This is a genomic window from Actinoplanes sp. NPDC021490, from assembly GCF_055562135.1.
Genome location: NZ_JBVHFW010000004.1, coordinates 175,426 through 186,974, shown reverse-complemented (window position 1 = coordinate 186,974; position 11,549 = coordinate 175,426). Strand labels below are relative to the sequence as shown.

9 protein-coding genes are annotated in these 11,549 nt (G+C 71.2%); 2 read left to right on the top strand and 7 right to left on the bottom strand.

Annotated elements, in window-relative coordinates; all coding sequences use genetic code 11:
• Positions 1-70: 70 nt before the first annotated feature.
• Complete coding sequence (locus tag ACZ3I4_RS12595; protein WP_465382013.1) at positions 71-1,252, top strand: MFS transporter; 1,182 nt, start codon at positions 71-73, stop codon at positions 1,250-1,252.
• Here the strand turns inward: ACZ3I4_RS12595 and ACZ3I4_RS12590 are convergent.
• The gene (locus tag ACZ3I4_RS12590; RefSeq protein WP_465382012.1) at positions 1,221-2,102 is read right to left on the bottom strand and encodes an alpha/beta fold hydrolase; all 882 of its coding nucleotides are present in this window, start codon (positions 2,100-2,102) and stop codon (positions 1,221-1,223) included. The genes ACZ3I4_RS12595 and ACZ3I4_RS12590 overlap by 32 nt on opposite strands.
• 83 nt (positions 2,103-2,185) lie before the next feature.
• Here ACZ3I4_RS12590 and ACZ3I4_RS12585 point away from each other — a divergent pair, with 83 nt between their 5' ends.
• Positions 2,186-2,758: a TetR/AcrR family transcriptional regulator gene (locus ACZ3I4_RS12585; protein ID WP_465382011.1), complete on the top strand. Its 573-nt coding sequence runs from the start codon at positions 2,186-2,188 to the stop codon at positions 2,756-2,758.
• Positions 2,759-2,776: 18 nt separating this feature from the next.
• On the opposite strand, the gene tuf is transcribed toward ACZ3I4_RS12585, so the two are convergent.
• The 6 genes from tuf to ACZ3I4_RS12555 all read right to left on the bottom strand — a co-directional run bounded on the left by tuf (position 2,777) and on the right by ACZ3I4_RS12555 (position 11,286).
• The gene (gene tuf / locus ACZ3I4_RS12580) at positions 2,777-3,967 is read right to left on the bottom strand and encodes an elongation factor Tu (RefSeq protein WP_465382010.1); all 1,191 of its coding nucleotides are present in this window, start codon (positions 3,965-3,967) and stop codon (positions 2,777-2,779) included.
• A 266-nt stretch (positions 3,968-4,233) separates the two neighbouring features.
• Positions 4,234-5,436, bottom strand: coding sequence for a hypothetical protein (locus ACZ3I4_RS12575; protein WP_465382009.1), 1,203 nt, complete (start codon positions 5,434-5,436; stop codon positions 4,234-4,236).
• 53 nt (positions 5,437-5,489) lie between these two features.
• Positions 5,490-7,313 carry a serine/threonine-protein kinase gene (locus ACZ3I4_RS12570; protein ID WP_465382008.1) on the bottom strand — a complete coding sequence of 608 codons (1,824 nt, stop codon included), beginning with the start codon at positions 7,311-7,313 and terminating at the stop codon, positions 5,490-5,492.
• 112 nt (positions 7,314-7,425) lie between these two features.
• The gene (locus ACZ3I4_RS12565; protein ID WP_465382007.1) at positions 7,426-9,471 is read right to left on the bottom strand and encodes a hybrid sensor histidine kinase/response regulator; all 2,046 of its coding nucleotides are present in this window, start codon (positions 9,469-9,471) and stop codon (positions 7,426-7,428) included.
• 68 nt (positions 9,472-9,539) lie between these two features.
• Positions 9,540-10,268, bottom strand: coding sequence for an SIR2 family NAD-dependent protein deacylase (locus ACZ3I4_RS12560; RefSeq protein ID WP_465382006.1), 729 nt, complete (start codon positions 10,266-10,268; stop codon positions 9,540-9,542).
• Positions 10,269-10,284: 16 nt separating this feature from the next.
• The gene (locus ACZ3I4_RS12555; protein ID WP_465382005.1) at positions 10,285-11,286 is read right to left on the bottom strand and encodes a DMT family transporter; all 1,002 of its coding nucleotides are present in this window, start codon (positions 11,284-11,286) and stop codon (positions 10,285-10,287) included.
• Positions 11,287-11,549 lie beyond the last annotated feature (263 nt).

Here is an 11,549-nt window from a genome sequence, read left to right as displayed (position 1 = left end):
CCCGTTGTCCGATTCGGGGATGCGCCATTCGTCGGAGACATGAACCACGTCTTCAGACCGGAGGGCCCGCGTGACCGCCGACCAGATCATCTTCCAGCAGCGCGACCGCTGGGTCGTGAGCGCCGTGTTCCTGCTCAACGGGCTGACGCTGTCCACCTACATCGTGCGGGCGCCGTCGTTCAAGAGCGCGCACGACCTGAGTGACGCCCGGTTCGGGTTCTCCGGCCTGCTCTTCGCCCTGGCCGCGCTGGCCTGCATGCAAGCCGTCGGCCCGCTGGCGGCCAGAATCGGCACCCGGACGATCCTCCGCTGCGCCCTCGCGGTCATGCCCCTGCTGCTGGCCGGTCTGGCCCTGGCCCCCGGCCCGGAGTGGTATCTGGCCGGCGCGGCCGTCCTCGGCGGGGTCCACGGCGCCACCGACGCGGCGATGAACGCGAGCGCGGTCGCCGTCGAGCGGGAGGCCGGGCGGCCGATCCTCAACGGCTGTCACGCCGCCTGGAGCATCAGCGCGGTCGTCGCGTCGCTGTCCACCGCCGCCCTGGCCCACTTCGGCGTCCCGCTGGTGACGCATCTGGTCGCCGCGGGAGCCGTCCTGCTGGTGGCCGGTCTGATCACCGCCCGGTGGCTGCCGGACAACGGGCGCGCGGCCGCGGAGCCGGGCCCGCCGGTCTCCAGGCGCTCGGGCTGGAGCCGGCCGCTGATCCTGCTCGGCCTGACCGCCACCGCACTGATGATCTGTGAGGGCGCGGCTCTCGGCTGGGGCGGCATCTTCCTGCACGAGGAGCGGAACGCCTCGCTGAGCCTGGCCGCGGTCGGGATCACCGCGTACACCGGAAGCCAAGCTCTCGGCCGGCTGGCCGGCGACCGGTTCACCGACCGCAACCTGCTGTTCCGGGCCGGCGCGATCATCGCGGCCTGCGGCTTCTCGGTGGCGCTGCTGACGCCGCAGCCAGTGGTGGCCGTGGCCGGGTTCGCGGTGGCCGGGCTCGGCTCGTCGGTGCTGGTGCCGCTGACGTTCAGCGCCGTCGGCCGGTTGCCCGGCGCCTCCACCGCGGTCCTGGTCTCGCGGCTGACCACATTCACGTACACCGGAATTCTGCTCGGCCCGGCGCTGATCGGCTGGGTCGCCGACCGCATCGGCCTGGCCACCACCATGACCGCGGTGATCCCGTTGTTGCTGCTCGCGCTGTTTCTCTTCGACGAGAAGAGGGGTGAAGTCGTCAGCGCAGGAAGCCCTCGAGGATCTCGGTGAACCGCGCCGGTTGTTCCTCGGCGGGGTAATGCCCGCAGTCGTCGAGGACGATCCCGGTGACATCGTCGGCGGCCAGTCGCATCGTCTGGACGGCATACGCGCCGCTCCACAGCGCCCCGCCGACGGCGAGCACCGGCATGGTCAGCCTTGTCCGGCTGCGCTGCTCGTTCTGCGCGATCGTCTCGTCCAGCGCCCGGTAATACGCGAAACTCGCGCGCAGCGCGCGAGGATCCGAGGCGATCGCGTCGACATAGACGTCCACGGCGTACGCGGGGATCGTTCTCGGGGTGGCGGCCTTGGTGGCGAACTGCCAGCCGAAGAAGAGCCGCTCCCGGCCCCGGACCAGTTCCTCGTTGAGGTCGGTGAGCCGGTTGAAGCCGATCTGCCAGAGTTTCTGGTTGACCGCGGCCGGGCTGAAAACCGGCGGGGACGGCGTGAGGCCGGGGATCACCGCTTCGAGGACGGCGAGCCGGCCCACCCGCTCGGGGTGATCGGCCGCCAGCGCATAGGCGGTCCACGTGCCGATGTCGTGGCCCACCACGTCGAACCGCTCGTGCCCGAGCGCGGCCATCAGCGCGACCAGATCGGCGGCCAGCGTGCCGGCGTCGTACCCGTCGTCCGGCTTGTCGGAGAGCCCGGCCCCGCGCGAGTCGACGGCGACGACGGTGTGCCGGCGGGCGAGGGCGGGCATCACCTCACGCCAGGCGTACCAGGTCTGCGGCCACCCGCCGACCAGGAGCAGCGGCGGACCGTCCCCGCCGATGACGGCATGCAGCCGCAGCCCGTCCACCTCCACGAACCGGCTGGTGAAGACGTCCGTGAACCCGTCCGGGAGCCGCAGCGAACTCATCTTTGAACGATCGGTACAAGTTGTCATGCCAATCACCGTACCGGTCTTTGAACGATCAGTACAAGATGGGTAGGCTGAGAATCATGGCAGGCCGTAAGCAATTCGATGTGGACGAGGCGCTACGAGGCGCGATGCTCGTCTTCTGGCGCTGGGGCTACTCGGAGACCTCGATCGAGCGTTTGACCGAGGGCACGGGCCTGGGCCGGGGGTCGCTCTACGGCACCTTCGGCGACAAGAGTTCCCTCTTCCGGAAAAGCCTCTCCCGGTACGCGGAGACCTACCACCCGCTGTACGAGCAGGCCCTGTCCGGCCCCCACTCCAGCCCGGGTGCCGCCATGGCCGCCTTCCTGCAGGTCACCCTGAACCGCATCGCCGACCCGGCAGTGCCGGATGGCTGCCTGCTCACGCTGTCGGTCGCGCAACTCCCGGCCCTCGACGCGGAGGGCCAAGCCCTGGTCCGCGCGATGGTGGGTGGCCTGCGGGCCGGGCTGGAACAGGCGTTGCTGGCGGCCGGGGCGGACGAGCAGGAGGCGGCCGAGCTGGCGCTGTGCACCTTGGCGACGAACAAATCTCTGGCGGTGCTGAGCCGCGGCGGTTTCTCGGGTGAAGACCTGGCAACCGTTGCCGCGGCCGCCGCCAGGGGTGGCCGGCCCTGAGCCGGCCACCCCTGTCCTTCAGTCGAGCAGCGCCGTCACGGTGCCCGCGGCGACCGTGCGGTTCCCCTCACGTACGGCGAAACCGACGCCCACCTCGAGCGCGACCGGCTTGCCCAGCGTCACCGTGACCTTGTCGAGCGTGTCGCCCGGCATGACCAGGTCGACGCCGCCGAGGTCCATGCCGCCGGACACGTCGGTGGTGTGGAAGTAGAACTGCGGCCGGTAGTTCGCCTCGAACGGCGTGTGCCGGCCACCCTCCTCCTTCGTCAGGGCGTACATCCGCGCCTCGAACTTGCGGTGCGGGGTGACGGATCCGGGGATCGCCACCACCTGACCGCGCTCCACCTGCTCACGCTTGATGCCGCGCAGCAGGATCGCCGCGTTGTCACCGGCCTCGGCCGCCTCGAGCGACTTGCCGAACGTCTCGAGACCGGTCGCCACCGTGGCGATGGTCGGCCCGAGCCCGACGACCTCGACCGGGTCACCGACGCGCAGCGTGCCCCGGTCCACCTTGCCGGTGACCACGGTGCCGCGGCCGCTGATCGTGAGCACGTTCTCGATCGGCATCAGGAACGGCTCCCCCAGCTCGCGCGGCGGGATCGGCACGTACTCGTCGACCGCATCGAGCAGGTCGACGATCGACTGCACCCACTGCGGGTCGCCCTCGAGGGCCTTGAGCGCGCTGACGCGTACGACGGGAACCTCGTCACCGGGGAACCCGTACTCGCTCAGCAGCTCGCGGACCTCGAGCTCGACCAGGTCGAGCAGCTCCGGGTCGTCGACGGCGTCGCTCTTGTTGAGCGCCACCACCAGGTGCGGCACGCCGACCCGCTGGGCGAGCAGCACGTGCTCACGGGTCTGCGGCATCGAGCCGTCCTGCGCCGAGACGACCAGAATCGCCCCATCGACCTGAGCCGCCCCCGTGATCATGTTCTTCACGTAGTCGGCGTGGCCCGGCATGTCCACGTGCGCGTAGTGCCGGTTCGGCGTCTCGTACTCGACGTGCGCGATGGTGATGGTGATGCCGCGGGCGGCCTCCTCCGGGGCCTTGTCGATGCCCTCGAACGCCACGTACCGGTTGGAGGCCGGGTCGCGGTCGGCGAGAACCTTCGTGATGGCAGCGGTCAGGGTCGTCTTCCCGTGGTCGACGTGCCCCATCGTGCCGATGTTGACGTGCGGCTTGGTACGGATGAACTGGCTCTTGGCCATGGTTTGCTCAGTCCTCACTGGATGCAAGGGCAATGGAAACTGCGCGCCTGTTGCCAGGCAGGACGCGCCAGAACCGCGCAGGGCGGGACCACCCTCCCCCTACGGTTCTGCTGCTGCTCGGGGAAGGGTCAGATTCGCGTATCGGCGCCGCTGACACAAAGAACGCACACGGGAGCCACCACCGGGGGCAGCTGCAGACCGAGCGCGTTCATGGAGATCACGGTAGGCCAGAACGCAGAACCCCTCCACCGTATTTCCGCCCGCCTTCAGCGCCGCTTGCGCAACGCCCGGACGCCGATCCAGACGGCAAAGGCCAAGATCAGCGGCCCGTACGCTCCCCGCGACCGGGCCGGGACCGGTTGGTCGTCTTCGCCCGCCACGTTCGCGGCCTCCACCGGCAGTGACGCAGGGCGCGGCGGCGCGACCGGTCGTGCGAACAGAATCGCCGCGAGCGCGGTGAAGACCACCAGTTCGAGTCCGAGCAGCTTGTCGAGCAGCGTCATCCCGTTGATGTTCGCGGGCACAAGCACTTGGCGCAGTGCCAGCAGTGCCAGCAGCGCAGCGGCGATCTCGATTCCCGCGGTGGATTCCGGCACACCGGCTCGTCGCTGGTTCAGGCGATGAACGACAAAGCTCAGTCCCAGAAGCAGCGGGGTGAGGGCCACTCCGTAGACGAACAGACCGGAGGAGACGGGTCGCCCTAGATGCCCCTCCACCTCGGTCACGTACAAGTCGTAATTGTCCAGGTACTCCGTCACGCCGAAGGCCGGCCGCAGGCGCCAGTCGACGAGCGTGTCGTCCGGAGCGAACCCTGCCGCGAAACGAAACTCGACCGGCTGCCGTGCGTTGCCGCTGCCGTGTACCGCCGAGACGTCGGCCGGCAGCACCGCCCGGACGTAGGTGGGGAACTCGTACGAGTCATGGGGAAAGCTCTGCGGGTCGGCATCGGCCGGCAGATTCACGGACGCGGTCAGACCGTCGATCGGATTCGCGATGACGTCCTCGAGCCGGAAGGGCACTGACACGCTCCCGCTGAAGGGAACATCCAGCTCGATGTCGATGACCGCCGCCTTGTACGCGGCCCGGATCGCCCCGGTGGCGGGATCGACGATCGGCTTCCCCGTCCGGTCGACGAACACGGGTTGCTCGCTCAGCCCCGGATCGTAGAACCGGGCCGTCATCACCAGGGCTACGGTCCGGTCGGACGGGTGCGGCTCGCGAACGGTCATCAGCAGGCGAATCATCGGAGTGGCCGGATCGGATCGGTGGAACTCCCGGATCCGGCCGTCCAGGAGGAGGCTCATGCCGGCTGGAATCTCCTCGGCACGAAGCCTGTGGAGCCCGGGAAGCATGATGCCGAGAACGACACCGATCGTCAGCAGCGCCGCTAGGGCGTACACGGCCCGGCGACCCGCATGCGCCGGCGTCGGCGCGGGTTCAGGCTCGGCAGCCCCGGCGTTCTGCGACACGGGCACAGGCTACCGATCGACGCCGTTACGGCCCGGCCGGATCGGGGCGGGGGCTACCAGCTGAAGGACTCTCCGCGGGACTCGCCGGACATGGCTCGGCCCTCTCGGACGTAGCTGAAGGAGACGACCACGGCGTACGTGTGGCCGCGGGCCGGGCGGGCGGTCATCGGGCCGCAGTTGCGGGTGGCCAGCGGGGTTTCTTCGAAGGCCAGGTTGTCGCAGGTCTTGCCGGCGACGGTGCGGCCGCTGGCGCTCTCGCGCAGAGCGACCGTGATGCGGCCGCGGGCGTTGCCGCCGGCGCCGGTGACCGAGGCCTGGTAGCGGATGTCGCGGCCGAGCATGCGGCACGGCTGGGTGACGACTCCGGAACTGGCCCGCCAGTCCCACGAAATGCCGCGGTTGCAGGACCACTCGCCCTTCTCCTCGACCGCCGTGCGCTGCGGACGGGAAGGCCGGCGATGAGTGGGGTCAGGAGCGGGCTTTTCCCGTACGCGGGAAGCCGCCGGGGAGGGGGTGCGGCCGGCCCTCGGGCCGGCTGTTCCGGTCGCGGACCGGCCGGAACGGGATTTCCCAGCCCTGGCCGTGGTGGCGGCGCGGCGCTGGGCGGCCGCGATGGCCGGACGGGAGGCCGCGGCCGAGGCGGGCACGGTGACCACCTGCGGGACGGCCAGGTCGCGGGTCTCGTCGTCGGCCCGGCCCATGTGCCAGGCGGTGGTGGCGACGGCGGAGGCGACCATCGCGCCGGCGATCAGGGACATCGTCATGCCGGGGCGGGCCCAGCGCCAGCTCGGGACGGCGTTGCGGCGTTCGGGGCGCCGCGGGGCGGGAACGATCGAGACGGGGTGCGACGGCACGGGCTCGGGGGGCAGCATCGACGGCGAGGACAGTGAGCCGAGGCTGTGCGCCGAATGCAGGACGGGTTCGGGGCGACGCGACACCGGCTCGCCCAGCGCCTCGGCCGACGGCCGGGGCAGCGCGGGGACGTCGGCGAAGCGGCGGGCGGCGTCGGAGAGGTCGGCGACCAGTTCGGCGGCGCTCGGGCGGAGCCGGGGCTTCTGGGCCATGCAGGCCACGATCACGTCCCAGACCGGGCCGGGGATGCCGGGCCGGCACACCGGGTTGCCCTCGAGGTGGCGGCGCATCAGGTCGGGGATCGAGTCGCTCATGTACGGCGGGTGGCCGTTGATCAGCTCGTAGAGGAGAACACCGAGCGCGTACACGTCGGTGGCCGGGTTGGCCGCGGCGCCGTGGAAGGCTTCCGGCGACATGTAGTGCGGGGTGCCGACGACCGCGTTGGGCGTGGTCATGCTCGGGGTGTTCAGGATGCGGGCGACGCCGAAGTCGGTGAGCCGGGTGTCGGGGCGGCCCTCCGAGATCGCCAGCAGGATGTTGTCGGGTTTGAGGTCGCGGTGCACCACACCGAGGTCGTGGGCCTCGGCCAGCGCCGCCGCGACCTGGGCGGTGAGCCGGGCCGCCTCGCCCGCCGGCACGGTGTGCTGCTCGCGCAGCAGGTCGCGCAGGCTGCCCCCGTTGACCAGGTCCATCACCAGGCCGATGGTCTCGCCCACGCTGAACAGGTCACGCACCCGCACCACGTTGCGGTGCCGCAGCATTCGCAGGATCGTGCGCTCCTGCACGAACCGGGTGACCAGCCGGGGCTGCCGCAGCAGGCTCTCATGCAGCAGCTTCACCGCCACCGACTGGCCGGAGGACCGGTCGAGCGCCTCCCACACCGTGCCCGTCGCGCCCTGCCCGATCGGGCGCTGGAGCACGTACGAGCTGCCGACGCAACGCCCGCTCAGGTCCATGGTCGACGTGCCGTACGTGTCGGCGCGTACTCCGACGCTCGACCGATCCGACGTGCGATCCTGAGTCACTCGTAGGTCCTTCCGAAGCGGACAGTGCCCCGGAATATTGCTTTTTGTCCGGATCCCTTGGCAAGCCCTCGCGCCCGGTTTCGCACCTTTGGTAGGAGTCGCGGAAATCCCGTTACTTGGCCGTGGCGGGGTCGTTCGACGCAGTGGACGGGGCCGGCTGCGGGCCGCAGAGCGTGCGGATCGCGGCCAGCAGGGTCGAGCGGGTGAACGGCTTCTCGATCAGCATGCTGTTGTCGTCGAGGTGCAGCTGCGGGCCAAGCGAGGCCGCCGTGTAGCCCGACATGTACAGCACGGGCAGGCTGGGGCGATGCGTGCGCAGCGCGTTGGCCAGCTCCGGACCGGTCATCGTGGGCATGACCACGTCGGTGATCAGCAGGTCGGGGTGCTGACCCGCGGCCACCTGGGTCACCGCCTGCAGCGCGTCGGTGGCGACCGTGATCGCGTACCCGGCCGGCTCGATCAGGCGCTGCACGAGCTGCGCGACTTCCGGCTGGTCCTCGACGATGAGGACCCGGCCGATCACCGACGACACACCCTGACGGCCGGCGGCGGGGGCGGTCTTCTCCTCGGCGGCGGGCAGATAGAGGTGGACCGTGGTGCCCATCCGGGGCTCCGACTCCAGCTCGATGTGGCCGCCCAGCCCCTGCACGATGCCGGCGGTGGTGGCCAGGCCCAGGCCCGCGGCCGTCGGGCGGGTGGTGAAGAACGGCTCGAGCGCGCGCTGCCGCACCTCGTCGGTCATGCCCACGCCGGTGTCGGTGATGACGATGTGCACCAGCTTGCCCGGCGGCACCCCGTCCGGGCCCTGACCCGGCTGGACCTCCTCGTTCATCGCGGCCACCCGCAGCATGCCACCGTGCAGCATGGCGTCGCGGGCGTTCGCGGCCAGGTTGACCAGCGCCTGCTCCAGCGGGCCACGCTCGGCCCGCACCGCCCACACGTCGGGGCCGAACGCCAGGTCGAGGCCGATGTGCTCGCCGAGCGTACGGGAAAACAGGGATTGGACGTCGGTGAGCAGGTCGGGAATCGGGATGATCTCGGGCCGGTTGCCGTCGCTGCGACCGAACGCGAGCAGCTGGTGGGTCAGTGAGCGGCCGGTGCTCACCGCCTCGAGAATGTCGCTGGCGAGCCGGTGGTGCTGGCTGTCCTTCTCGGCCGACGACGTGATCATCTCGGCCGAGCCGCCGACCACGGTCAGCAGGTTGTTGAAGTCGTGCGAGATGCCGCCGATGAGCTGGCCCAGGCTGTCGAGCCGGCGCAGGTGGTCGAGCTGGCGCTTGAGCCCGCGCGCGTCGATGTGGTCGGTGGTGTCGGTGACCATGCAGACCACGCCGCTGAACGCCCCGTGATCGTCCATCAGCGGCATCATGCTGATCCGGACCGTGCGCTGTGAGCCGTCCGCCCGCATCAGCCGGGTGCCGCCGACGGTCGATCGGCCCTCGCGGCACTCGCTGATCCGCCGGTCCAGCTCCTTCTGCCCCTGATCGTTGAGGAAACCGCGCAGCGAGACACCGACGAGCTGCGAGCGGGGCATGCCGAGGACGACACCGATCGGCTCGTTCGCGTACGTGACCACGCCGTCGGCATCGAGCTGCAGAACGCCCTCGGGGATCGTCTCGAGGACCCGGCGGTAACGCTCCTCGCTGGCCCGTAGCCGTTCCTGCGCGCGGGCGCTCGAGCAGGCCAGGGCGAGTTCCCCGGCGATGTCGCGGGCCAGCTCGACCTCGGCCGTCGAATAGAACGATCCGGGGGCCTCCCGGGTCAGAACCAGATAGCCCGCGTACGTGTTGTCGACGATCACCGGACACAGGACCGCGGAGTGGATCTCGTGTTCCTCGCCCGCCAGCGGCTCGACCCCGTCGCCGGCCAGCACGATGGGGCGCCGGCTGGCCGCGAGCGCGGTGGAGAAGTCGTCGTCGGGAAGCTGGTCGACGTGGTCGAGGACCCGTGCCATCGACGCCGACCGTTCGTCGTCGATGTGGTGGTACGTAATCGATTCGTAGCGGCCGTCATCGCGCAGCAACTGGACACCGGCGCCGTCACCGATCATGTCGGCGGCGGCGCGGGCGGCCGTTGACTGCACGGCGGCCGGATCGTGCGAAACCCGGCTGAGAGCCAGGGCGAGATCGGCAAGCGCGTACCGGAGGGGGTAAGCCATGACACCCATGACGACATGATCCGTGTCCTACGGGGTGCGTGGTGCCGGTTCGCCAGGTTTGCAACCGTTCATCTCATGATCTTCGGGAGCACTTCGGCGGCGGTGCCCCGCAGGTTGAGCGCGGATACGGCGTCGAGCGGCGTGGGCTGAGGATTGACCTGAATTACGGTACCGCCGAGCTTGGCCGTCACCTCCGGAATCTCGGCCGCCGGGTGAACGAGCCCGGACGTGCCCACGGTGACCAGCACGTCGGCGTTGGCCGCGGCGTCGACGGCCGCCCCGAGCGCCTCGGCGGGCAGCGGCTCACCGAACCAGACAACCCCCGGCCGTACGGGGGAACCGCAGTTGTCGCACGAGGGCGGAGTGCGCGGCCCCTCATGGCCGGACGGGGCGGACCCGGACGACGGAGAGGCAGGACGCGCACAAGCCGAGCAGCGCGGGGCGAACAGGCTCCCGTGCAGGTGAATCGGGCTCTCGGAGCCGGCCCGCTCGTGCAGGTCGTCGACGTTCTGCGTGATCACGGTCCCGGTCGCGCGGGCCACCGCCTCGTGACCGGCGTTGGGGCGCACGCGTTCGACCAGTTCCCGACGCCACTCGTACCAGCCCCAGACCAGGGCGGGGTCGCGCTCGAACGCCTCGGGGGTCGCAAGCGCCTGGGCGTCGTAACGCGACCACAGCCCGGTCAGGGCGTCCCGGAACGTCGGGACGCCGCTCTCGGCCGACATGCCCGCGCCGGTGAAGACGACAAGCCGTTCAGCTCCGGCGATCAGGCCGGCCGCGGCACGCAGGGAATCCATCGCCCGAGTGTGCCCGTCACGCGGCTCCGGCGCCCACCGCCACCAGCGGGCCGACCTCGAACGGTTCGGCGGCACGGGATCGAGCCGAGACGAACGCCGCCCGGTCTCGCAGCCGGACGGCCGGGCGCCCCGCCCGAGACCGGCCCCGACCCACCGCAACCGGCGAAAGCGTCCGCGACGCGAAACGGGTCGCCGGCAGCGGCTGCGAAGCGGAGGCGGTCGGCTGGGACTGTGCCTGCGCCAGCAGGTAGACACCGACGGCCAGGGCCGCGGCGCAAGCGAGCACGACGGCGACGCCGGCCGCGCCGCCCTCGAAACGCTGCTGCAGCAGGACCACGCCGATCACGGCGGCGGTCACCGGGTTGGCCACCGTGCCGACGGCGAGCGGAGCGGCGAGCCCGGCCCGGTAGGACCGCTGCGTGAACCAGATGGCGCCGACGTTGAGGGCCACCACCGCGGCGACCCCCGCGACGATGCCCGCCAGACCGGCGCCGAGCTGCAGCGTGACCGCCTGGGTGACCGCCGACGCCACGCCGAAGCCCAGGCCGCCCACCGCGGCGGCGCCGAGCCCGTGGAGCCGCGGGCGCAGCGCGGCCCAGGCCATGACCGCACCGGCCGCAAGTGACACGGCGACACACTCGCGCACCGTCAGGGCCTGACTCGACGAGCCCGACACGGCGAGCAGCGCCACCAGGGCGCCGGTCGTCAGCGCCGTGCCCGTGAGCTCGGCCCGAGTGACCCGGCGCCGCGCCACGGATGCGGCCAGCGGCACCGCGGCCACCAGCGTCAGGGCGCCGAGCGCCTGCACCAGGGTCAGCGAGCCGTAGCGGAGGGCGACCACATGCAGCACCGCCCCGGCGCCGTTGGTGCCCATGCCCAGCCACCACCGCGGGCTGCGCAGCAGCGCCCGCATCGGGGCCTGTGCCACCTGCTGTTGCAAGAGGGCCCCGGACGCGTAGGCCACGGCCGACAGCACGCACAGCGCCACCGCGACGGCGACGGACCAGGCAGGAATCATGGCGATAAGCCTCGTCGGTGAGCGGCGTGGGCACATCGGCCCGCGGCAGTAACTTGTCTACGCCGGTTGCAGTAGGACCCTCCGTGCGCCCTACTCCTTTTGGCCGATGCGACCGCCCCGGCGAAGGAGAGCGGGCCGGGCCGAAGTGAGCCGGACCGGGCTGGACTGAGCCGGACCGGGCTGGACTGAGCCGGACCGGGCTGGACTGAGCCGGACCGGGCTGGACTGAGCCGGACCGGGCTGGACTGAGCCGGACCGGGCCG

Coding starts and splice junctions, on each gene's coding strand:
- ACZ3I4_RS12590 (WP_465382012.1), bottom strand. CDS start 2,102: ATGAGTTCGCTGCGGCTCCCGGACGGGTTCACGGACGTCTTCACCAGC.
- ACZ3I4_RS12585 (WP_465382011.1), top strand. CDS start 2,186: ATGGCAGGCCGTAAGCAATTCGATGTGGACGAGGCGCTACGAGGCGCG.
- tuf (WP_465382010.1), bottom strand. CDS start 3,967: ATGGCCAAGAGCCAGTTCATCCGTACCAAGCCGCACGTCAACATCGGC.
- ACZ3I4_RS12565 (WP_465382007.1), bottom strand. CDS start 9,471: ATGGCTTACCCCCTCCGGTACGCGCTTGCCGATCTCGCCCTGGCTCTC.
- ACZ3I4_RS12560 (WP_465382006.1), bottom strand. CDS start 10,268: ATGGATTCCCTGCGTGCCGCGGCCGGCCTGATCGCCGGAGCTGAACGG.
- ACZ3I4_RS12555 (WP_465382005.1), bottom strand. CDS start 11,286: ATGATTCCTGCCTGGTCCGTCGCCGTCGCGGTGGCGCTGTGCGTGCTG.